The organism is Amycolatopsis sp. NPDC059235 (assembly GCF_042754125.1).
GTDB lineage: Bacteria > Actinomycetota > Actinomycetes > Mycobacteriales > Pseudonocardiaceae > Amycolatopsis > Amycolatopsis albidoflava.
Genome location: NZ_JBHZAG010000004.1, coordinates 186,690 through 209,288, shown reverse-complemented (window position 1 = coordinate 209,288; position 22,599 = coordinate 186,690). Strand labels below are relative to the sequence as shown.

The 22,599-nt window shown below is 68.8% G+C and carries 13 protein-coding genes; 5 read left to right on the top strand and 8 right to left on the bottom strand.

The window, feature by feature from the left end:
- Positions 1-14: 14 nt before the first annotated feature.
- Entirely contained in the window at positions 15-5,465 is a 5,451-nt protein-coding gene (locus tag ACFXI3_RS04610; protein ID WP_378398083.1) for a type I polyketide synthase, read from the bottom strand.
- Entirely contained in the window at positions 5,462-6,508 is a 1,047-nt protein-coding gene (locus tag ACFXI3_RS04605; protein WP_378398052.1) for a ketoacyl-ACP synthase III family protein, read from the bottom strand. The genes ACFXI3_RS04610 and ACFXI3_RS04605 overlap by 4 nt, the downstream gene beginning before the upstream one ends.
- 178 nt (positions 6,509-6,686) lie before the next feature.
- Here ACFXI3_RS04605 and ACFXI3_RS04600 point away from each other — a divergent pair, with 178 nt between their 5' ends.
- A complete protein-coding gene (locus ACFXI3_RS04600) occupies positions 6,687-8,318 on the top strand; it encodes an FAD-dependent oxidoreductase (RefSeq protein WP_378398051.1) in 1,632 nt (543 codons plus the stop codon).
- A 176-nt stretch (positions 8,319-8,494) separates the two neighbouring features.
- On the opposite strand, the gene ACFXI3_RS04595 is transcribed toward ACFXI3_RS04600, so the two are convergent.
- Positions 8,495-10,693 carry an AAA family ATPase gene (locus ACFXI3_RS04595; RefSeq protein ID WP_378398049.1) on the bottom strand — a complete coding sequence of 733 codons (2,199 nt, stop codon included), beginning with the start codon at positions 10,691-10,693 and terminating at the stop codon, positions 8,495-8,497.
- A 217-nt stretch (positions 10,694-10,910) separates the two neighbouring features.
- On the opposite strand from ACFXI3_RS04595, the gene ACFXI3_RS04590 reads away from it, so the two are divergent.
- Positions 10,911-11,864 (top strand): ACP S-malonyltransferase, encoded by a 954-nt coding sequence (locus tag ACFXI3_RS04590; RefSeq protein WP_378398048.1) that lies wholly within the window; start codon positions 10,911-10,913, stop codon positions 11,862-11,864.
- On the opposite strand, the gene ACFXI3_RS04585 is transcribed toward ACFXI3_RS04590, so the two are convergent.
- Positions 11,809-12,093 carry a phosphopantetheine-binding protein gene (locus ACFXI3_RS04585; protein ID WP_378398047.1) on the bottom strand — a complete coding sequence of 95 codons (285 nt, stop codon included), beginning with the start codon at positions 12,091-12,093 and terminating at the stop codon, positions 11,809-11,811. The genes ACFXI3_RS04590 and ACFXI3_RS04585 overlap by 56 nt on opposite strands.
- A gap of 98 nt (positions 12,094-12,191) precedes the next feature.
- Here ACFXI3_RS04585 and ACFXI3_RS04580 point away from each other — a divergent pair, with 98 nt between their 5' ends.
- Positions 12,192-13,682, top strand: coding sequence for an AMP-binding protein (locus ACFXI3_RS04580; RefSeq protein ID WP_378398045.1), 1,491 nt, complete (start codon positions 12,192-12,194; stop codon positions 13,680-13,682).
- A gap of 17 nt (positions 13,683-13,699) precedes the next feature.
- On the opposite strand, the gene ACFXI3_RS04575 is transcribed toward ACFXI3_RS04580, so the two are convergent.
- Positions 13,700-15,274 (bottom strand): AMP-binding protein, encoded by a 1,575-nt coding sequence (locus ACFXI3_RS04575; RefSeq protein WP_378398044.1) that lies wholly within the window; start codon positions 15,272-15,274, stop codon positions 13,700-13,702.
- Positions 15,275-15,519: 245 nt separating this feature from the next.
- Between ACFXI3_RS04575 and ACFXI3_RS04570 the strand changes: the two genes are divergently transcribed.
- Complete coding sequence (locus ACFXI3_RS04570) at positions 15,520-16,848, top strand: KamA family radical SAM protein (RefSeq protein ID WP_378398043.1); 1,329 nt, start codon at positions 15,520-15,522, stop codon at positions 16,846-16,848.
- A 13-nt stretch (positions 16,849-16,861) separates the two neighbouring features.
- Positions 16,862-18,118 carry a pyridoxal phosphate-dependent aminotransferase gene (locus ACFXI3_RS04565; RefSeq protein WP_378398042.1) on the top strand — a complete coding sequence of 419 codons (1,257 nt, stop codon included), beginning with the start codon at positions 16,862-16,864 and terminating at the stop codon, positions 18,116-18,118.
- Positions 18,119-18,184: 66 nt separating this feature from the next.
- Here the strand turns inward: ACFXI3_RS04565 and ACFXI3_RS04560 are convergent, their stop codons facing one another.
- The 3 genes from ACFXI3_RS04560 to ACFXI3_RS04550 are packed head-to-tail and all read right to left on the bottom strand — an operon-like array spanning position 18,185 to position 22,556.
- Positions 18,185-19,501, bottom strand: a complete 1,317-nt coding sequence (locus ACFXI3_RS04560; protein WP_378398040.1) for a PLP-dependent aminotransferase family protein — start codon at positions 19,499-19,501, stop codon at positions 18,185-18,187.
- A 9-nt stretch (positions 19,502-19,510) separates the two neighbouring features.
- Positions 19,511-20,539: a methyltransferase gene (locus ACFXI3_RS04555; protein ID WP_378398039.1), complete on the bottom strand. Its 1,029-nt coding sequence runs from the start codon at positions 20,537-20,539 to the stop codon at positions 19,511-19,513.
- 25 nt (positions 20,540-20,564) lie between these two features.
- Positions 20,565-22,556: a KedN5 family methylcobalamin-dependent radical SAM C-methyltransferase gene (locus ACFXI3_RS04550; protein ID WP_378398038.1), complete on the bottom strand. Its 1,992-nt coding sequence runs from the start codon at positions 22,554-22,556 to the stop codon at positions 20,565-20,567.
- Positions 22,557-22,599: the final 43 nt, after the last annotated feature.

The following is a 22,599-nucleotide window of genomic DNA, read 5'->3' as shown; positions in this document are numbered from 1 at the left end:
CCACGCGCCAACTCTCATTCGGGTAGCAGGTCGTCCGCACCGGCGCCGAGCGCGGTCCGCACGAGGTCCTCTGCGGTCATGGACTTGATTGCCTCGCTGTGGTCCGCCGCGGGATCGCCGGGCGCCCGCGAGCCGGCGGCGGCCAGTTCCAGCAACGAGTCGAGCAGCCCCGCCGCGCGAAGCGCGGCAAGGGGAACCGACGCCAACGCGGCCCGAACCCGCGACTCGGCCGCGGAATCGGAGTCGGCCGCGGAGACGTCCGGGAACAGTTCAGCGAGCAGGAAAACGGTCACTTCCAGGGGGCTCGGATAGTCGAACGTCAACGTCGCGGCCAGCCGGAGCCCGGTCGCCGCGCTGAGTTGATTGCGCAGTTCGACCGCGGCCAGCGAGTCGAGGCCGAGGCTGATGAACCCGCGTCGTGGCTCGACCGCCTTGAGGTCGTCATGGCCCAGCACCGCGGCGACCTGCCTCCGGACCAGGTCCAGCACAGTCCGGTGACGGTCCTGTTCGGACATCGGCCCCAATGCGGCCAGCATGTCCCGCTCGGATTCGGGACGGACGGACGGACGGCCGAGCCCGCGCAACAACGCCGGGCCGCTCCGCGCGCGCAAAGCCGACGGCGCGATCTTGATCGGCGCCAGCACCGCGCCTGGAAGCCCGACCGCGGCGTCGAACAACGCCAAGCCCTCTTCGGCCGACAATCCCGTGATGCCCATCCGTTCGAGCCGGGTCAAGTCTGTCGCGCCCGTCTGGCCGCCCATCCCCGTCCCGGACCACAGACCCCACGCCAGCGAAACGGCGGGCAGGCCCAGCGTTCGCCGGTGCTCGGCGAGCGCGTCCAGGAACGCGTTCGCCGCCGCGTACCCTCCCTGGCCGGCGGACAGCACGAGCCCGGCGGCTGAGGAGAACAACACAAACACCGAAAGGTCCAGGTCGCGGGTCAGTTCGTGCAGGTGCCACGCTCCGTCCACTTTGGGCCGTGCCACCCGGTCGATCCGGCCGGCGTCGAGGCCGGCGATCAGCCCGGCGTCCGCGACTCCCGCCGCGTGCACGACTCCGGTCAGCGGATGTGCCGGATCGACCTCCGCGAGCGCGTTTTCGACCGAAACCCGGTCAGCCACATCGCAGGCGACGATCCGTACCTCCGCACCGAGCTGCTCAAGGTCAGCGCACAGCGTGCCCGCGCCAGGAGCTGCTCGGCCGCTCCGGCTGGCCAGCACAAGGTGGCGGACGCCGTGCTCACCGACGAGATGCCGCGCCACCAGCGCACCCAATCCGCCCGTGCCGCCGGTGATGAGAACAGTCCCGGCAGTGTTCCAGCCGCCCGGTTCGGACGCTTGAACCCGGTCCAGCCGCGGCACCGTGAGCACGCCGTCCCGAATGGCCGCTTCAGGTTCTCCTGCCGCGACGACACCGGGCAACGCCCGCCAGGACGACTCCGAGCCGTCCACGTCCACCAGCACGAACCGGCCGGGGTTCTCCGCTTCGGCGGCGCGAACCAAGCCCCACAACGAGGCGTGCTCAAGATTCGCGGCCGCGTTTCTGGTCGCCACGACCAGCTGCGCACCGGAGAGACGCTCCTCTCGCAACCACCCTTGCAGCAGCTCGAGAAGACCGCGGATACCGGCCCGCACCGCGGTCGGAACGTCGTCCTCCGTACCGGATTCGGGCACACAGTAGACGACCGCGTCCGGCACTTTCCCGCCCGAAACGAGTGCGGCCAGATCGGGATGCCGCGGCAACCCCATGGCATCGCCGGAGCCGAGCACAGCCCAGTTCGCCGGGGCCGGCCCGGGCGGCGGGCCGGCCAACCGATGCCAACCGACGCTGAACAGCGATCCGTCCCGCCCAGCCGGCCCGAGCTGATCCGCCGACACATTCCTCGCGACGAGGGACCGCACCGACGCGACTGGCGAACCGCTGGCGTCGGCCGCGGCCAGTGCTACCTCCCCGGGGGCCACCTGATCGATCCGCACTCGCAGCGCGGACGCCCCGGACGCGTACAGAGCGACGCCGCTCCAGACGAAGGGGATTTCCGCCGGCCCGTCCCGCCCGACCAGATCCGAATGCAGGGCCGCGTCCAGCAGCGCTGGATGCAGCCCGAACTCCGCGGCGCGAGCATGTTCCGGCAAGGAGACTTCGGCGAACACCGTGTCGTCGCGTCGCCACATCGCTCGCAGGCCTTGGAAAACCGGGCCATAGCCATAGCCCCGGCGGGACAACGCCTCGTACCCGCCTTCGAGATTCACCGCCGTCGCGCCAGGAGGCGGCCACGTCGTGAGGTCCACCGGGGTCGTGGGCCGTGATTCGGCGGCCAAGACGCCGCTCGCGTGGCGAGTCCAGGTCTCCTCCCCGTCCCGCTGTGCGAAGATGTCGACCGTCCGGCGGCCCGTTTCGTCGCTCGCGCGCACGACGACCTGCACGGCTACTCCCCCGTGCTCAGGCAGGAGCAAGGGCGCCTCCAGAGTCAACTCCTCCACCGCGCCGCACGAGACTTGGTCTCCGGCCTTAATCGCCAGCTCGAGGAAACCCGTGCCAGGCAGGACATATCTGTCCCACAACGCGTGTTCTGCCAACCAGGGCAGCGTCGACACCGACAGCCGCCCGGTCAGCGTGACGCCGTCGTCCGTCGGAGACCTGACAACCGCACCGAGGAAGGGATGGTCCACGGTCACAAGACCGGCCCTGGACACGTCACCCGCGGGCCTCCGCCGTTCCGGCCAGTACCGCCGTCGCTGGAACGCGTACGTCGGCAACTCCACCGCGCGCGCTGACGATCCGGCGAACACCGCCGCCCAGTCCACCGGCACGCCGCGCGCCGACAGATGACCCAATGACGTGTACATCCGCCGAAGCCCGCCGTCGCGCGCCCGCAAAGTTTCCACCACAGCCGCGGACACCCCGGCCGCGCTTTCCGCGATGTTCCGGACGGTCGCGGTGAGGACCGAAGCCGGACTGACTTCGACGAAAGCCCGGTACTCCTGCTCCAGCAGAACCTCGACCGAAGGTCCGAAGAGCACCGGCCGGCGCATGTTCCGGTACCAATAGCGGGCATCGAACGCGTCGCCGGCAATCCACTGCTGGTCCACGCTGGAGAAGAACGGCACAGCCGGGGTACGCGGGCGCAAACCGGCGAACCCGGCCAGCACCTCGTCCTCGACCCGTTCCATCTGCCAGGTGTGCGACGCGAAATCGGACACGACCCGCCCTGCCCGAACGTCTTTTTCCTTGCACCGAGCCAAGAATTCGCGAAGCGCGCCGGCTTCCCCGGACACCGCGACGGACTCCGGCCCGTTCACGGCCGCGAGCCCGATGGCGTCCGCCCACGGCGCGATCAGCGCCTCCGCGTGTTCCGGCGCCGCGAGAACCCACGCCATCCCGCCCCAGCCGGCCATGCTTCGGGCGATAGCCTGGCTGCGGACCGCGATCACTTTCGCGGCGTCGGCGAGCGACAGAGCACCGGCCACACAGGCCGCCGCGACCTCGCCTTGCGAATGCCCGACCACGGCGTCCGGCCGCACGCCGCAGGACGCCCACAGCTCGGCCAACGACACCATCGTCGCGAATGACAGCGGTTGCGTCACGTCAACGCGATCAAGCGGCACCGTGTCCGCGGTGCCGCGCGCCACCTCCAGCAAGGACCAATCGACGTGCGGGGCCAACGCGTCCGCGCATTCGGCCATCCTGCGTGCGAACACGGGGGAAGTCTCGAGCAGTTCCGCGCACATTCCCGCCCAGTGCGTGCCCTGGCCGGGGAAGACGAACACCACGCCGCCGTCGACGTCGGCGACACCCGACGCGGCGTGAGAAACAGGGTGGCCTTTGGAGAACGTGTCGAGGGAGGTCAGCGCCTCCTCCCGGTTGCGCACCACGATCGCGGCGCGATGCTCCTGCAGGGAGCGTGTGGTGGCCAACGAGTAGGCGACATCTTCCAGGCCGAGATCCGGGGCGTTGTTCATCCGCTCAAGGAGCCGTTTCGCCTGTGCCCGAACAGCTTCGCTGGTCTTTCCGGACAGGACGAGCGGCACTGCCGCGGGCGGACCGACCGGCGGTTCAGGCGCGACGACCGGATCCGGAGCCTGCTCGATGATCACGTGCGCGTTGGTGCCGCTGAACCCGAACGAGGACACGCCCGCCCGCCGGGGACGTCCGTTCTCCGGCCACGTGCGCGCCTCGGCGAGCAATTCGACCGCGCCCGAAGACCATTCCACTTGCCGTGACGGTTCGCCCGCGTGCAAGGTCTTCGGCAGCACACCGTGCCGCATGGCCTGCACCGTCTTGATCACGCCCGCGACCCCGGCCGCGGCCTGCGGGTGGCCGAGGTTGGACTTGACCGATCCCAGCCACAGCGGCCGGTCCCGGGCCTGGCCGTACGTGGCGAGCAAGGCGTGGGCCTCGATCGGATCGCCCAGCGTCGTACCGGTCCCGTGCCCTTCGACCAAGTCCACATCGGACGCCGAAAGCCCCGCGTCCGCCAGTGCCTGACGGATCACTCGTTGCTGCGCGGGACCGTTGGGCACCGACAGCCCGCTCGACGCACCGTCCTGGTTTACCGCGGAACCGCGCACCACGGCCAACACGCGACGACCGTTGCGCCGGGCGTCGGACAGCCGCTCCAAAAGAAGCACGCCCACGCCTTCGCCCCACGCGACACCGTCCGCGCCGTCCCCGTAGGACTTGCATCGGCCGTCCGCGGGCAAGGAACCTTGTCGCCCCGAGTCGGCGTACGAATCCGGCGTCGTCATGACAGTCACACCGCCCGCGAGCGCCAGCGCGCATTCCCCGCGGAGCAACGCTTGCCGCGCCAGGTGCAGTGCTACCAAAGACGAGGAGCACGCCGTGTCGATCGAGACGGCCGGGCCCTCGAGCCCGAGACAGTACGAGATCCGGCCCGAGACGACGCTGGTCAGGCTTCCGGTGTCCACGTACGAGCTCGCGCCCTCCGGCCGGACGGACGGCCAGGCTCCCCAGTCGTGGTACATCACCCCGGCGAACACTCCGGTCGACGAGCCGCGCACGGAAGACGGCCCGATCCCCGCGCTCTCCAGCGCTTCCCAGGAGACCTCGAGCATCAGGCGCTGCTGCGGATCCATGTCCAGCGCCTCGCGCGGGCTGATCCCGAAGAGGTCCGCGTCGAACCCGGCGATGTCGTCCAGGAACCCGCCGCCGGTCGTATGCCCGCCCGGACGCTCGTGGTCGAACACGCCGGTCAGATCCCAGCCGCGGTCGGCCGGGAACCCGGACGTCGCGTCGCGGCCGGCCGCGACCAGGTCCCACAGCTCCGCTGGGGAGGTGACGCCGCCCGGGAACCGGCAGGCCATTCCGACGATCGCGATCGGTTCGTGGCCTTTCGCTTCCAGTTCGGCGGCCCTGGCGCGCGCCTCGCCCAGTTCGACTGTCGCCCGTTTGAGGTATTCGACAAGCTTTTGCTCGTTGTCCACCGCACAGCTCCGATGCGTGGTCAGCGCGTGCGCAGGGCGGCAGGCGCTTCGATGATCTCGAGGACGGCGGTCGCGCAGGTCAAACCCGGGCCCACCCCCGCCATCAGGTAATGGTCGCCCGCGCCGAGTTCTCCGGCGCGCAGCAGCCGCTCCAGCGAGATGGTCTGGTCGCTGCCGCCGACGTGGCCGACGTCGCGGCCGACGTCGTAGGTGGAGCGGGAGGCGGGAAGCCCGAGCAGCGGCAGCATCCGGCCGTGCACGAGTGCGGGCGAGGCGTTCATCGTGCCCACCCGGGTCATCTTCGACAGCTCGATCCCGGAGTTGGCGACCGTACGCTCGTTCAGCCGTTCATTGGCCTGGTCGACCAGCGTGTGCATGTCGGCCGCGTGCGGCGAGCGTTCGACGAAGAGGGTGCTGCTGTCCTTCAGCGAGCCGCGGCTGGCCGCCGGTTCGAAGTCCGGTCCGAGCGACTCGCCCACCCGGTGCAGCTCCTCGAGTTCGGGGATGACCAGCGTGTCCACCGATCGCAGCCGGGCGAATCCCGGCGTCTTGGCGAGCACCACCGCCGCCGCGCCGTCGCCGAGAACCATGCCCGGCACGGACTCCCACCGGTTCGTCGGCGGCGTGGCCCAGTTGTCGCTGCACACCACCAGAACCGCGGTGTGCTCGGGCGCGGCGCGCAGATGCGCGACCGCGAGATGGAACGAGCTGAACATGCCGTTGCACTGGTGGCGCACCTCGAACGCGACGGCGGATTCGGAAACGCCGGTGTACCGCAGGAGGTACGACGCGGGCCCCCAGTTCTCGGGGCCTTGGCGAGACGTGCCGGTATGGATGACCATGGTGATGTCCGCGGGGTCGACCGCGAAGGCGTCCATCGCCCGCTTCGCCGCCCGCAGCCCCATCTCCACCGCGGGGACGTCGTCGCCGAGGTGAACCGAGCGGATGTCGTTGGCAGCGTCGCTCTCCCGCTCGTACAGTCCCGCGCTGACCGCCTGCTCGGCCGACTGCACCCGGTCCGGCAAGTAGACCCCGATGGCGCTGACGTAGACGTCATGGACCTTCATTCGTCCTCCTTGGCTGCGGCCAGTCCTGCGCCACGGTCGCAGCCGGAGGTCAAGAACGGTCCGGGCGGCCGCTTGACGCCCGCTCAATACCTCGTTCGACCACGGGTCGAGCGGCGGCCGAGTCCGCGCGGCCACGCTGAGCGGCAACGAAGTCGACTCGCCGCAAGGAGGCGCCGCGATGGTGGACGAGCAGGTGCCTGTACTCGTCGTCGGTGGTGGCTCGGTGGGACTGGCGTGCGCCGCGTTCCTGGGCTCCCACGGTATTCGCTCGCTGGTGGTCGAGCGCCGCGCGGGATTGTCGGATCATCCGCGCGCGACCGCGATCGGCCCGCGTGCCTGGGAGGCGCTTCTCAGCCTCGGCCTGCGCGACGAACTGCTCGCGATCGCCGAACGACGCAGCCGGACCCGCGGAGTGCTGCACGCGAGAACGGTGGCGGAGGCGGACGTCGCCGCGGCGGCGGCGAAAGCCGAGCACGCGACGACTTTCGTCGACCCCATCAAAGAATTCAGCCCGGCGGCCAACATCGGAGGGCTCGGGCAGAACCAACTGGACCCGCTGCTCAGCCGTGCCGCCACCGAATCCGGTGCCCGCATCCGCTGGAACACCGAAGTGGTCTCGCTCGAATCGGGCGGCACAGAAGCAAAAGCATCCCTTCGCGGAGTGACTACCGGCGAGAGGTCGACAGTCACGGCGGAGTACGTGATCGCCGCGGACGGCGACGCGAGCCCGACCAGGGCCGCGCTCGGTTTTCCGATCAGCGGCCCCCGCGCGCTCGGCGGCGACAGGATCAACGTGGTGTTCCGCGCGGATCTGAGCGCTCTGCTGCCCGGCGAGGGATTCATCATGGTGAATGTGTCTCATCCTGAGGCGAGCGGAATGCTGCATTCGATGGACGGCAGCAAAGACCTGTGGTCGTATCACATCGATGTGCCGGGCGGAACGGACGACATCGCCGCCCGTTACCCGCCCGAACGGTGCGTCGAAGTGATCCGCACCGCGTTCGGCAGCCCGGACCACGACATCGAAATCCTGAGCGCGCTCCCGTGGCGCCCGACTGGACGCTTGGCGGGCCAGTTCCGCCGCGGCCGCGTGCTGCTCGCCGGCGACGCGGCGCACACCATGCCGCCCACCGGAAGCTTCGGCCTGACAACCGGAATCGGCGACGCGCAGAACCTGGCCTGGAAACTCGCCATGGTGCTCCGCGGCCAAGCAGGCCGATCCCTGCTGGACACCTACGACGCGGAACGACGCCCCCGTGCCCGATTCTGCCGAGACCAGGCCATGTTGCGGTTGCACAACCCAGCGGTGCACTGGAACGCGAACGACGCGGAAGGCCGGGCGAAAGCGGGAATCGCCCACCACGCCGTAGCTCACCTCAGCGACCGCTGCGAATCCACGGCGGTCGTCGACAGCCCCTCGAAGCCGCTTTCCTTCGAGGACATCGCGGCCAACCTCGACGGCTCGCCGGGAACCCGGGTGCCCCACATCTGGGTGGAACGTCGTGGCGAGCGCGTGTCCACGCTCGACCTCGCCGGCCCGGATTTCGTCTTGCTCGCGGGGCCGAAGGGACATCCGTGGCTGGGCGCGGGACGCGCCGCGGCGGAGGCCTTGGGCATCGCCGTGGCGACGTACCTCGTCGGCGACGACCTCGCTGACCCGGACGGACGCTGGGAGGCTGCCGCCGGAATCGACGCCGACGGGACGTTGCTCGTCCGCCCCGATCACATCATCGGCTGGCGTGCGCGCGCTCTTCCGCAAGGTCCCGAGCGGGCGCTGACCGCGGCTTTGCGGCAGATTCTTTCGCGATGACCGCGACCGGCGCGGAACGCACCCGATAGCGGAATCGGGTGCGTTCGACGCTGGTCGGCCGCTGGCTCGCGCAGGGCCGCGACGCGTGGGCGAACCTTCGCCGTCACCGCGATCGCGGCCCCGCGCCGGCGTCCCTCGTGCCGGTCGCCCGGCCGAAGGACAGCGGCGAAGCACGATCACGCCGGACGACCGGCCACCTGCCGACAGCTGCTGACCTGCACTGGCGTGTTTCTCGGCAGGTACATGGCCGGCAGGCTGGCGCGACTGTTGACGCCGAGCTTGCGGTAGACCTTGGTCAGGTGCTGCTCCACCGTGCTGACTGTGACGTACAGCGTTTGGCTGATCTCGCGGTTGGTGTGGCCAAGAGCCGCCAGTTCGGCGACCCTTCGTTCGGCGGCGCTCAGCGGAGCCGCGGGGACGGCGGCGTTCGGCAGGCGCGCGGCAGGCTCCCGATCGGCGCGGCGACCGAGCCTGCGGTTCGCTTCGGCGAGATCGCTCCGCCACGGGACGAGCGCCGGCAGGTCGCGTTCCTGGTCCTTGGCCAGTTTCCGGCATTTCTGCAGATCGCCGAGAGCCGCGAGGGGATGGTGGGCGGCCAGGTGGTACCGGCCGCGGGCCCACAGATACCGAAGACCGAACAAGGTGGCGTGCATCGTCTCCGGCACCTGGCCGCCCGCGGTCGCGGCGGCATCGTCGAGCCGGTCGCAGGCGACTTCGGCGAGCAACAGCGTCGCCAGCGGGTACCCGATCTGGACACCCCAAGCGTGCGCGGGCAGCAGATCCAGCGCCGCCCGGGCTTCGACGGCGGCTTTCGCGGTGCGACCGCAGTTCAGCGCGACCTCCGCGCTGACCGCCAGGAACAACGCGTGCGGAGCCCGCATGCCCCGCTGGGCGGACGTGCCGACAAGCCGATCGCACCAGGAAGAAGCACGTTCCGGCTCGCCGCCGTGCATCAACGTCAGCACCGCGACGGCGAGCACTTCGGGTGTCGTCTCGCCGACCCGGCCGCCGTGGAGAATGTTCTCGGCGGCCACGTTCGCGCGGTCGCTGCAGCCTTGCCCGCACACGGTCGACAACGCGCGCAACGCCTCCGCCCACGGATCTTCGTCCTTTTCGGACGTGGGCAGCGCCCGGCCGAAAACCCACTGGAAAACAAGGCGGAGCTCATCGGCAGTCCGCTTGTCGGCGGGGTCGCCAAGCGACCCCAGCGCGGCAGCCGCGGCCGCCTCGTCACCGTTCCACAGGGCACAGCGGACCGCGTGGGCAGCACAGTCCGAGCCCTCGGCGAAGGACGCGTGCCGGCGAACCGCGGCGACCGGGTTCACCAGCCACAGCGCCCGCACGAGCGCCCTCGATACGTCCACGCGTTCCTGTTCGCCGACACCGGCCGCCAGACACAGTTCGAGGCAGCGCACCGCCAGTCGCGCGTCGCCATAGGCGGACGCTTCGCTCGCGGCGGCACGCAACACGCCCAGCGACCATTTCTCGGCCGGGCGCCCGGCCGCCAGGATGTGGTCAGCGACCGTGCTCGGCGCGGCACCGTGCCGGTACAGAACTTCCGCGGCCCGGGTACGCAGCTCCGAATGCCAATCCGCTGGCAAATCCGCCATTATCGCCGCGGCGTCCGAGGGCCTGAATCGTCCCCCGTCCAACGGCACGGCGGAGGAAAGCACGTCGAGGGCCGACGTGACGACCGCGGCGCTCACCTCGGCCAGCTCGCCGATCAGTCCGGGATCCGCCTCGGCTCCGAGAACCGCCATCGCGGCCACGACGCCGAGCACCCGGCGGTCTTGCTTGCGAAGGCGGGCCAACAGCGACCGCGCGGGCGTCGGACGCGGTTCCAGCCGGATCAGCTCGTGCCGATGGCGGTCGAGTTCGGCGCGCAACCGGTGCGACGCCGCAAGGCAGGGCAGGCATTCGGTCAGGACGACCACGATCGGCGCGGATCGGGTCTGCCGGATCACCGACGACAGCAACCACGCCGAGAAATCGTCCGCGAACTGAATATCGTCCAGTGTGATCACGACCGGCCGGGAACGGGACAGCTCACGCAGAATTCCGCACAGCTCGTGGACGATCCGGATGTTCTTTTCACCGGCCGCGAGCAGACCGATCATCCGGTCCAGCGTTTCGCGCGGCAGCGGCGCGGCCGACAGCAGCTGCCCGGCGATGCCGGCCGGAACGGGCTGATCGAGCCGGGAGCAGGCCGCGCCGAGAACCACCGCGCCGGACTCGGCGGCCTCACGCCCGAACTCGGCGAGAACCGCACTCTTTCCGCTCCCCAGCGCGCCGCTGACCAGCGCGATCCTGCCCTCTCCCCGGTCTGTCGCGACCAGCAGATCGCGCAGCTTCTCGCACTCCCCCAGAACAGTCATGCCGCCCCCCTCGCAGCGTCCCCGCCCGTCCCGTATCGACTGCACGGCGCTCACGCACATTGTCGTCACGAATTCGGGAGGCCGGCTCAAGCTCCGCAAGAGCGTGAGTAGAAGGCACCTCGACCGCATGGTTTTCGGGATTCTTTCGACGACCGATCAGCAGCATACTGCACACGACAGTCGCCACTCGCGGAGAACTCGAGCAAAGGGACGTTGCGTGAACGATAAATCACACCGAACCACCGCGCTGGTTTTTCCCGGAATGGGTCCGTCGCGGTTTGCCGACGTGGCGAAATTCCTGGTCTCCGATCCCGTCGCCCGCGATCTGACCGCGGACGTCGACGAGCTGCTGGGCTGTTCGCTGCTCGACCGCTACTACGAAGCGGCCGACGAGCAGTCGGAGTACGCGGACGTCGGATTTCTGATCAATTGCCTCGCGATGGCGAAGTGGGCAGTCGCCGAACACGGCGTGCGGCCGGAAGTCTGCGTCGGGGCCAGTTTCGGCAGCAAGGCCGCGGCGGTGTGGTCCGGCGCGCTCAGTTTCGCGGACGCGGTGCGGATGACGATCGGGATGGCCCGCTGCGAACAGGAGTACTTCTCCCGCTCGCACGGAGACCTGGTGACCCAGTCGTTCGCCCGGGTCCCGGCAGACGCGCTGGCCGCCGTGCGACGGGAACTGGACGATCGCGGCGAATGGCACGAGATCTCCTGCCATGTCGACGACGACTTCTATCTGCTGTCGCTGCGAGAGCAATGCCTCGACTGGTTCACCGAACGCCTGCGCGACATCGGCGGGCTGCCTGTCTACACCATGCGCCCGGTCATGCATTCCAGTGTTCTCGGCGCGTTGCGGGAAAGGGTCGCCCGAGAGGTCGTCGCGCCTCTCGGCTTCGCCGACCCCAGGCTGCCGGTGCTGTCCGACCAGGACGGTGAACCGCTGCGAACCGGTGCGCAGGTAAGGGAAATGCTGCTCGACGGTTACGTGCGCCCGGTGCGCTGGCCCGCTGTCGTCGCGGCGTTGAAAGGCCGGGGAATCGAGCGGTTGTGCGTTTCCGGTCCGGACAGCTTGTTCGGGCGGGTGGAATGCACGGTGTCGAACTTCGAGGTGCTCGCGGTCAACGCCGCGACGATGCGCCAGTCTCGTCGTTCGATTCCGGCGACGCAGTCGTGAGCAGCGCGGACAACGCCGTCCAGAGAGTGCCAAGCGTCTCGAAGGTCGACATGTTCATCGCGTCGTGCGTGAATCGCACCCGGTATGCCTTTTCCAGCGAGGCGAGGAGATTGACCACGCCCAGCGAGTCGAGGCCGAAGTCGAAGAGCCGGTCGTTGGCGCCGAGCTCCGCGCCCGGCGGCAACAGCGGCAGATGTGGTCGTACCAGGGCCTCGAACTGTTCGTCCATCGATCGCTCCCGGATTCGAGTCGCTCTTTCGAATCCAAAGACAACCTGAAGCCGCGGCCGCGCACAACCCAGAGCACGCCCCTAATCCTGGAGGACCGATGAACGCTGGGGTACACGCCCGCTTTCTGCGCGGGCTCGAGCTTTCACCGGCTCGCACCGCGATCCGCACCGGTGACCGGACAGCCGCCTACGAAGAGGTCCACGACTCCGCGTTGCGCTGGGCCGGAACCTTGCTGGGCAAGAAGACCAAGCCGCCGGCGGCGATCGGAGTGCTGGGCGGCAAGGGAATCGAGGCCTACATCGGGCTGCTCGCGGCGTTGTACGCCGGGGCCACCGCGGTGCCGTTGCCTGCGAGCTTCCCGGCGGCCCGGATCAGGCACATGATCAAGGCCGCGGGCGTCTCGGCGCTGCTGGCCGACGAAGACGGATTCGCCGTGCTGGACGAACTGGAACCGCGCCTTCCCGTTCTGGCCCCGAGCCGGATGCCGGTCGATCCAGCGGACGCCCTGCCCGCGCCGCGGCCCGTCGCCGCGACGGACTGCGCGCTGGTTCTGTTCACGTCCGGCTCGACCGGGCGGCCCAAGGGCGTGCGGATCTCGCACGGCAGCCTTGACCACTACTTCCGGCTGATGGCTAAACGGTACGACTTCACGCCCGCGGACGCGTTCTCGCAGACGTTCGAACTCAACTTCGACTGCGCGATATTCGACCTCTTCTGCGCTTGGGGGGCGGGGGCGACCGTGCACGCCGTCCCGGCGACCGCGTACCTCGACCTGCCCGGGTTCATCGCCGAGCGAGGGATCACCGTCTGGTTCTCCACGCCGAACGCCATCTCCCTGGTACGCAAGACAAGCGGCCTCCCGCAGGGCGCTATGCCCAGTCTGCGCTGGAGCTTCTTCGCCGGTGAAGCACTGCAGGCGGCCGATGTCGTCGATTGGCAGCGGGCGGCGACCGGGTCCATTGTGGAAAACCTCTACGGTCCCACCGAACTCACCATCACGGTCACCGGCCACCAATGGTCCCCGCTGGTCTCGCCGGGCTTGTGCGTGAACGGACTGGTGCCGATCGGTTCCGTCCACGAAGACCACGACTACGTCTTGCTCACGCCTTCCGGGGAGGTCGCGCCCGGAGAGGGAGAGCTTTGCCTCACCGGTCCCCAGCTGGCTTCCGGCTATCTCGATCCCGCGGACGGCGTCGACCGGTTCGTGCGGCGCGATTCGCGCACCTGGTACCGCACCGGGGACCGGGTCCGCCTGCTGGACAACGGCGAGCTCGCCTATTTGGGCCGGTCGGACGCACAGGTCCAGGTGCAGGGCTGGCGGGTCGAACTCGCCGAAGTGGAGCACGCGTTGCGCGCCTGTGCCGAGGTGTCCGACGCGGTCGTCGTGACCAGGCCGGCGTCGAGCGGGCTAGAACTGGTGGCGTTCTACACCGGGAAAGAGTCCCCGCCGGTCGAGCTCGCCCGCCGGATGCGGCGGATGCTGCCGGAAGGCATGGTGCCGAAGCACTACCGGCATCTGGCCGAGTTTCCCTTGAATGCCAACCGGAAGGTCGATCGCGGCCGCCTGGCGCGGATGGCCGCCCGCTGACCGGGCGGCCCGCCCGGTCAGACCGCGCGTCCGGCGAGGGCGGCCCGGTCGAGCTTGCCGTTGTGGTTGAGCGGCAAGCTTTCCACTGCCTCGATCTGCTGGGGCACCATGTAGTCCGGCAGTGTTTCCTTGCAGAACCCGCCCAGCTTCACCGGGTCGTGGTCCAGCACCCCCGGTTCGAGCACGACGAACGCGACCAGCACCGGCTCGTCGACGCCCGGCCGCACCACGGCCGCCGCCGCGGCGACGCCCTCGAACTCCAGGAGCCGGCGTTCCACCTCGCCGAGCTCGACCCGGTTGCCGCGGATCTTCACCTGCGAGTCCGCCCGGCCGCGGAAGTACAGCTCGCCTCGCGCACCTCGGCAGGCCAGGTCGCCGGAGCGCAAGACCCGTTGCCCGGAGCGCGGTTCGAGCGGATCGGGGACGAGCGCGGCTCGGGTGGCGTCCGGATCGTCCCAATAGCCGCTGAACAAGGACGGGCCCCTCAGATGGATCTCGCCGACGACGCCGGGGGCGTCGACGACCTTGCCTCGCTCGTCGACCAGCAGCATTTCCGCGCCGGGGTAGGCGAAGCCGATGGACAACCGGTCCAGGTCGGCGGGCACCGGGTTGGGCACGGGCGTGAGCGAGAACGCCATCGCCTCGGTCGGCCCGAAGCAGTTGACCACCCGCAGGTGCGGCAGCAGGCTTTGCAGCTCGCGCAGTTCGCGCAGCGGGAAGTTCTCCCCGGAGAACAGCACGCCGCGAATGTGGGTGTGCTCGGCAAGCAATTCCGGTTCGTGCCGCAGCACCTGGCGCCAGATCGACGGAACTCCGTTGACCTGGCTGGCGCCAGTCGCCCGCAGATGGTGCAGGAACCGGCGCGGCCAGTTCAGCAGCTCGCGCGGCACGGGTATCAACGCCGCGCCGCTGCCCAAGGCGAGACCGATGTCGAGAAGGGCGAAGTCGAACTGGAGCGGCGAAGTCGTCGCCACCCGGTCAGCCGCGGTCACGATCCGAAGTTCGGCCATCGCGCGGTAGAACGACGCGATGGCGCCGTGGCTCATCACCACGCCTTTCGGCTTGCCCGTCGTGCCTGAGGTGAAAATCGCGTACGCCATGTCGGTCGGCGTCAGTTCGCGCCGGTGCCGTGGCCGGGTCCGCGGTGCTTGCCGGATCTCCAGCCCCGCCGGCCCGAATCGGGCGGTGGCGACCCCGTCGATCTCCCTGGCTCCTTCCGTTGCCTGGACGTGCAACGCGGGTTCGATCGCGTCCACGACGGAGCGCAGCCGCTGATCCGGTGTCCGCGGGCTCACGGGAATGAACGGAAGGCCAAGCGTGGCACACGCGAGGAACAACGCGATGGCTTCGCCCGAGGTATCCGACTCCAGAACGATCCGGTCGCCGATGCCGAGGCCCAGCGCGTCCAGTGCCGCCGTGTAGTCGTCCACTCGCTGACTGAGGCCGCCGTAGGAAACGACGCGGACCGAGCCGTCCGCCGCCGTCTCGATGATCGCCGGCGCGTCCGGCGCGGACCGCGCGGTGGCCAGCAACGCCCCGTGCATGGTGCGGTGGACGAACCTGGCGTTGGCGATTTCTTCCCGATGCGCCACGGTGTTCACACCTCGCCGAGTTCTGCGGAGGAATTGTCTTCCTAGTTCGTATCAGCGCTGCCAGGTTGCGACAACCACAGTTTTTCCGCGCTGCGGATCCGCGATTGTCAGGGGGACTCTAGGGGGACCGAGAAGCATCATTTCGTGGTTTGCTGTCAGCAGCGCAGAGGCGACGCCTGATCCAGCCGACCGGACCGCTCTGAGCGCATTCACGCTCACTCCAACGAAATCGAAGGAACGCGCGCGTGTCTCTGGTGTCTCAATTCTCTCCGATCGTCGCGCCGTCGTCGCGATTCCGCGCTCTCGGGCGGCAGCATCTCGACGAGATCAGCCGGAGGTACCCCCTGCCGGCGGAACTCGCCGGCACCATCCGGGCGGTGTCGACGGTGCTGCCGTTCCGGGTCAACGACTATGTGCTGGACCACCTCGTCGACTGGCGGCGGATTCCGGCCGACCCGATCTTCCAGCTTGTCTTCCCACAGCCGGGCATGCTCCCCTCGGACGACGAGCGACTGCTCGCGCGGCTGACGGAAAGCCCGGGACAGGCAGTCCGGCTGAAGACCGAGGTCGGGCGGATCCGCCGCGAACTCAACCCGCATCCGTCCGGTCAGCAAGAGTACAACGTGCCGAGCCTCGACGGCGTAAAAGTGCAGGGCATGCAGCACAAATACCGGGAAACGGTGCTCTATTTCCCCAGTCAGGGACAGACTTGCCACGCGTACTGCACCTATTGCTTTCGCTGGGCGCAGTTCGTCGGGGACGCCGATCTCCGATTCGCCGCACCTTCGCCGGACCAGCTGGTCAAATATCTCGAATGCCATCCGGACGTCAGCGACGTGCTGGTCACCGGCGGCGACCCGATGGTGATGTCCACCGAGCGGCTGCGCGCCCATCTCGCCCCGCTGCTGGACATCGAGACCGTCCGGACCATCCGGATCGGCACGAAGTCCCTGGCCTACTGGCCGTTCCGGTTCACGTCCGACAAGGACGCCGACGAGCTGATGCGGTTGTTCGAGGACGTGGTCGCGACCGGCCGCACGCTCGCCGTGATGGCGCATTTCAGTCATCCGAGGGAAATCGAGACCGATGCCGCACGGCACGCGCTGAGCCGGATCCGCGGCACGGGCGCTGTCGTGTACTGCCAGGCTCCGATGATCGCGCACGTCAACGACGACGCCGACGTGTGGAGCCGGCTCTGGCGAGCCGAGCTCGCCGCGGGCGCGGTGCCCTATTATCTCTTCGTAGAACGGGATACCGGCCCGCACGACTATTTCAAGGTCCCGCTCGCGGTCGCGGCAGAGACATTCCAGGCGGCCTATCGAACGTTGCCCGGGCTTGCCCGCACCGTGCGCGGCCCGGTCATGTCCGCCACCCCCGGCAAGGTGCTCGTGGACGGAATCGTCGATACGCCCGCCGGAAAGATGTTCCAGTTGCGGATGCTCCAGGCACGGAATCCCGCGCTGGTCGGCAGGCCGTTCCACGCCGGCTATTCCGCGACCGCCGCCTGGCTCGACGAACTCGCCCTCGCCGATACCGTGCCGGCGGACCTGGCCGCGGCGATAGGCGGCCAGTGAAAGGAAGTCGCCCATGCCCACCTGGAGAATGTCCCCCAACCTCGAGCTGAACCAGATCGTCGCGCGCCGCCGGTCCGCCGGGGATCCGGTCGTCCATCTCGGTTTCGGCGAGGCGCGGCTTCCCCCGTTCGGCCCGCTGGCCGACCAGCTCGCGGCGGGTGCGCGGCACAACGCGTACGGCCCGGTCGCCGGCAGTCACGAGGCCCGCGCCGCCGTCGCGAGCTACTTCGGGCGCCGCGCGCTGCCGACCGAACCGGATCAGGTGGTCGCGGCGCCGGGCAGCAAACCGTTGCTGATGGCACTGAACCTGGCAATCCCGGGCGACGTGCTGCTGCCGCGGCCCGCGTGGAACACCTACGCGCCCCAAGCGGAACTGGCGGGAAAACAGGCGCACGCTGTCGCGATTCCCGAGCAGTGCGGCGGTGTGCCCGACCCGGACGCGTTGCGCACCGCCCTTCGCTCGCTGCGAGCGAAGGGCAGAGACCCGCGCGTCCTCGTGCTCACCTTGCCGGACAACCCGACCGGCACACTGGCCGCGCCCGAGACGGTACGGAACATCTGCTCGATCGCGGAGGAAGAGGATCTCTTCATCGTTTCGGACGAGATCTACCGGGACCTGGTGCACGATCCGGCGCTGCCCTTCCTCAGCCCGGCCGAGGTCGCACCGCACCGGACCGTGGTGACCACCGGGCTGAGCAAGAGCCTCGCTCTCGGCGGCTGGCGGATCGGTGCGGCCAGGTTTCCGGATTGCCGCTGGGGAAACGAGATCCGGGACCGGGTGGTGTCCGTCGCCAGCGAAGTATGGTCCACTCTGGCCGGCCCGATGCAAAGCGTCCTCGCCTACGCGTTCGCTGAACCGCCCGAGCTGCGGGAGTGGCTCGCGGCCAGCAATCGGCTGCACGGGAGCGTGGCACGCGCCGTACACCGGATCATGGTCGGAGCGGGCGCCACGTGCCGTCCGCCGACCGGGGGTTTCTATGTCTACCCGGACTTCGAGCCGCTCCGGATGCGCCTGGCACAGCACGAAGTCACCGACTCGGCATCGCTCTTCGCCTACCTGCTCGACGAATTCGGCATCGCGGTGCTCGCCGGGCACCATCTCGGCGACGATCCGGGCGCATTGCGGTTCAAGGCCGCCACGAGCATGCTTTACGGCGACACCGTCGAAGAGCAGCGGGCCGCGCTGGACTCCGCGGATCCGCTCCGGCTGCCGCACATCGCCAGAATCCTGGCCCGCCTCGAATCCAGCTTCGGAAAGCTTTCCGGATGAGCGTCAGGTTCCCGGTGGCCGCCCGCACGGGAAAGCCACCGGGAACCTGAACAACAGCCGCCGGCGTCAGTCCCGCGTCTCGCGGATGAACCGCGCCAGCCTGCGCACGCCTTCCCGGATCTCGTCCTCGGCGAGCGAGCTGAAGCCGAGCCGGATGGTGTTCGTGCCGCCCTCGCCGAGATAGAACATGCTCATCGGAGCCCAGCCGACGCCGTAGTCCCGGGCAGACCGTTCCAGCGCCGCCAGGTCCGCTCGAAACGGGACGTGGACCAGCAGGAAGAAGCCGCCGCCGGGAACGTTCCAGCGCACCTGGTGCTCGTCCGCGCGGTCCGGCGGGAAATGCTCCGCCAGGCATTCCAAGGTGACGTCCAGGTGGCGGACGTACAGATCCGACAGCTCCCGGTTGGCCTCGCGCAGGCTGTATCCGGCCTCCGCGAGCAGGCCTCCGACGATCGCCTGTGCCACCCCGGACGTGTTCACCGAGAACATGCTCTTGATCGTGCTCAGCCGTTCGGCCAGCGGGCGGCTGGCGCCGTGGGCGTCGGTCACCGGCTGGTCGGCCACCAGGTAGCCGACCCGCGCTCCGGGGAACGCGGTCTTGGCGAACGAACCGAGGTAGAGCACCCGGCACTGGCTGTCGAGCGCTTTCAACGTCGGGATTTCCTCGCCCGCGCGGCCGAAGAGCCCGTACGGGTTGTCCTCCAGGATGAGCAGGTCCTCCTCGCCGGCCACTTCGAGCAGACGCCGGCGGGCGGCCAGCGGCATCGAGCAGCCGGAGGGGTTGGAGAAGTCCGCGGTCACGTAGCAGGCGACCGGTCTGCGGCCGGTGGCCCGCACCGCCCGCGCCGCCTCCGCCACCGCCTCCGGATCGAGGCCGTCGGGGCCTTCCGGCACCGGTTCCAGCGCGATGCCGAGAGTGCGCGCGGCGCCCGCGATCCCGATATAGCACGGAGAAATCGTGAGCAGGACGTCGTCGTCGCGGGCGAACAGGCCGCGCAGTGCGACCGCCATCGCCTCCTGGCAGCCATGCGTGACCAGGATGTCCTCGGGTTTGACGTGGATGTTCTCGTCCAACGCCAGGTTGCGGGCCACCGCGTCCCTGATCACGCCGCCGGTCGGGCCGTATTGGAAAATCGACTTCGTGATCCGGTCCTCCGGCACGCCCTTGTCGCGCATTTCCGCGACGTGCCGGTCCAGATAACGGTGCAGCTTGGCAACCTCGAAGAAGCCCTCGTAGGGTCGGCCTGAGGCGAACGACAAAGCCTTCGGGTACCGGAAGCCGGTCTCGCTCAGCACGCGCATCGAGTCCATCCACGGATCGGACGCGCTCGTGTGCAGCTGGGACAGTTCGAGGGTGACCGACTGGTCGATCTGCCGAGTCATGCTCTCCCCCTATGCCCCGACGGTGCTCTCGATGACGTGCAAGTACGTGTCGATGGGACGGACGTCGCGCACGTGCAGTCCGGCCTTCTCGATCAGCGCCGTGAAGGCGGCCGTGGTGCGCTTGCGACCGCCGACATTGAGCATCAGCAGCAGATCCATCGAGGTGCTGAACCCGCGGTGTTCCCCGTCCAGAAGGTTTTCGATCACGAAGACCCGCGCGCCCGGCTTCGCGGACGCCGCGATGTTCTCCAGCGTGCTGATCGTGCTCTCGTCGTCCCAGTCCAAAATGCTTTTCAGGATGTACGCGTCGGCCTCGATCGGCACCGCTTCACGGCAGTCGCCGGCGACCAGCCTGGCCCGGTCGGCGAACTCGCCGCCGGCGCGCAGTCGCGGGTCCGCGGTGTCCACTGCGCCCTGCCGGTCGAACAAGGTCCCGGTCACCCCGGGGTTGCGTTCCATCAGCGCGGCGAGCACCTGTCCGCGGCCGCCGCAGATGTCGGCCACGCTGTCCGTCTCCGTCAGGTCGAGGGTGTCGGCGATCGCCCGCACCGACAGGTTGCTCGACTGGATCATCGCCCGGTCCATGATCTCGGCCGACTCCGGCGCGTCCGCTCCGAGGTACTCGAAGAAACCCTTGTCGTGCAAGGCCGGGAAGACGCTCTTGCCCGATCTCACCGCCACCTCCAGGTGCGGCCACAACTCCCACGTCCACGGCTCGGTCCCCCACAGCACGATGTACTTCACGCTGTGCGGGTCCGCTTCCCGGAGCAGGAGCGACGAAGCGGTGTGGACGAATCGGCCGTCCTCGTGCTCGGCGAAGACACCGTGCCACGTCAGCGCACGCAGCAGCCTCTCGAGCGCGACGGGATCGGTGTCTGTCGCCGAGGCGAGTTCGGCCAGCGTGGCCGGCTCGTCGCCGAGCACGTCGGCGATGCCCAGTTTGGCCGCGGCGCGCACCGCGGCCGCCCGGCCGCCGCTGAGCGCGATCTCCCGCAGTCGTGTCGCCTCTGGCGGCACAGCGGAACGTCTATCGGTCATCCTGATCCCTTTCTGGTACCGGAACTCAGCGCTGATCGGCGACGAACGCGCTGGCCTTGTCCGTAATGTCGCGATCGGTCGCGGCCGCGTTGGCCATCACGACTTCGGTGGTCATGCCCATGAAATGGACGATGGTCTCGTGATTGGTCGAGCGCACCGCGTTCTCCGAACCGGTGCGGTAGTACAGATCGAGCGAAGTCGGCTTCGGAGCAAGGTCGGGCTCGCCCTCGACGCGCAGGGTTTCGATGATCGCCGGCACGTCGTACTCGAGTTCGACTCCCGCGCGCAGGTAGTACTCCTCGCCGCGCACCTCGACGACCGGCAGGTCGTCGAACGGCTTGCCGTCCCCGGGGTTCAAGCAGATCGGCTGGGTCAGCAGGTCGTAGCGGAACACGTCGTCGAGCACCGGCCGGGCTTCGCCGGGCAGGCCTGGGCTCACGCTCTCGCTCCACCAGCGCCGCAGCATCCGCTTGGCCTCGGGATCGATGTACAGGTAGCTGATCGCGGACACCAGATCGCCGGCGCCGCCGATCACGCTCTCCATGGCCGTGCGCAGCGGTTCGGCGGCCGGGTCGCCGGACCGCTCGATCCAGTCGCCGAGGCTGCGCAGCACCTGGGACTGGGACATCCCGGCCAATTCGCGCAAGCCGATCCAGATGAAGCGGAACACCGCCATCTCCGCGATCACCCGTGCCCAGAAAAGGAATCGCTGCATCTGCTGGTTCTGCTGGAACGTCACCGTCCGGTTGGCGAGCACGTACTCGAAGTCGTCGTTGTCGCCGCGGACCGAGATGATCCCGTACACCTCTTTTTTCTCGCTGTAATCGGTGTTCGGCAGCATCAGCATCGGGTAGCAGGCGATCCGCGACACCCGCTCGGCCAGCTTGTCGTAGCCCTTCATGAAGGAGTCGATGGTCTCGCCGGGCGCGCCCCAGATCAGCTCGGCGTAGCAGTCAAGGCCTTCTTTGCTCAGCCATTCGGCGAGATCTTCCCAGTCGTTGACCTTCATGTTCTTGCGGTTCATCAGGTCGAGCGTGCCTTCGTCCAGCGTCTGCAACGCGAGCGTGAACGAGCTTCGCATGCCGACCTGCTTCATTTTCCGCACGATCGAGTAGAACGTCTTCGACTTGTTCTTCGCCCACGATGTCTCCAGCGCCCGGGGGAATCCGTATTTCTCCCGGGTTTCGATCAGATCGTCGATGAACTGCTCGTCGGCCCGCAACAACCCGAAATTCGCGTCGCACAGCACGATGGTGTGCACCTGAAGTTTGGCGAAAAGCTCCAGCTCGGCTTTCAGGCGTTCCCGCGAGAACGCGCGAACCTTTTGCCCGACCGCGCCTCCCCAATAGCAGAACGCGCATTTGTACGGGCAGCCGCGGTTGGTTTCCATCAGTGCGACGTCGTACCGGAACCGGCCTTCGTCGTCGGTCATCTCGATCGCGCCGGTCAGATGCGGCGACGGGATCTCGTCGAGATCGCTGATCCGGTCCCGTCCCTCCGTCGTGACGAGCCTGCCGTCCGCGTCCCGGAAGGAGATCCCGGTGATGCCGCCGAGGGCGACCGGAGCGACCCCGTCGAGGTACGCGGTCAGCAGGTCGCGGAAGACGAACTCGCCCTCCCCGTTGACCACCACGTCGACCTCGGGGAACATCCGGAACACCCGCTGCGCCTGCTCGGCGACGTGGGTACCGCCGAAGATCACCCAGCCGTCCGGGTTGAGCTGTTTGAACGTCTCGGCCAGCGCGCCGAACGAACGGTAGTTCCAGCCGAGCACCGAGAAGGCCAGCACGTCGGGGACGGTGTCGGAGAAAAGCATGTTGGCCATCGCGGGCAACGTGGTCTGCCCGCGAAAGTTGTGAATGGTTATCTCCGCCTGCGAACGAATACGGTCGTCCGCAAGCGCGGTCGCCTTCACGTATCCGGAGGCAAGCGGCATGGATTCCAGCGGCATGTCCCAGACACCCTGCTGGATCAGGCAGACCGAGACTCTTCCGGCGGTTTGCGCACCGCGCTTCATTAAGGACCCCCGTCCAGAAACACATCATCCGAACTCGGGGTCG

Bases quoted from the DNA above. Each gene is read 5' to 3' on its own strand.
- ACFXI3_RS04605 (WP_378398052.1), bottom strand. From the start codon at position 6,508: ATGAAGGTCCATGACGTCTACGTCAGCGCCATCGGGGTCTACTTGCCG.
- ACFXI3_RS04600 (WP_378398051.1), top strand. From the start codon at position 6,687: ATGGTGGACGAGCAGGTGCCTGTACTCGTCGTCGGTGGTGGCTCGGTG.
- ACFXI3_RS04595 (WP_378398049.1), bottom strand. From the start codon at position 10,693: ATGACTGTTCTGGGGGAGTGCGAGAAGCTGCGCGATCTGCTGGTCGCG.
- ACFXI3_RS04585 (WP_378398047.1), bottom strand. From the start codon at position 12,093: ATGGACGAACAGTTCGAGGCCCTGGTACGACCACATCTGCCGCTGTTG.
- ACFXI3_RS04580 (WP_378398045.1), top strand. From the start codon at position 12,192: ATGAACGCTGGGGTACACGCCCGCTTTCTGCGCGGGCTCGAGCTTTCA.
- ACFXI3_RS04565 (WP_378398042.1), top strand. From the start codon at position 16,862: ATGCCCACCTGGAGAATGTCCCCCAACCTCGAGCTGAACCAGATCGTC.
- ACFXI3_RS04560 (WP_378398040.1), bottom strand. From the start codon at position 19,501: ATGACTCGGCAGATCGACCAGTCGGTCACCCTCGAACTGTCCCAGCTG.
- ACFXI3_RS04555 (WP_378398039.1), bottom strand. From the start codon at position 20,539: ATGACCGATAGACGTTCCGCTGTGCCGCCAGAGGCGACACGACTGCGG.
- ACFXI3_RS04550 (WP_378398038.1), bottom strand. From the start codon at position 22,556: ATGAAGCGCGGTGCGCAAACCGCCGGAAGAGTCTCGGTCTGCCTGATC.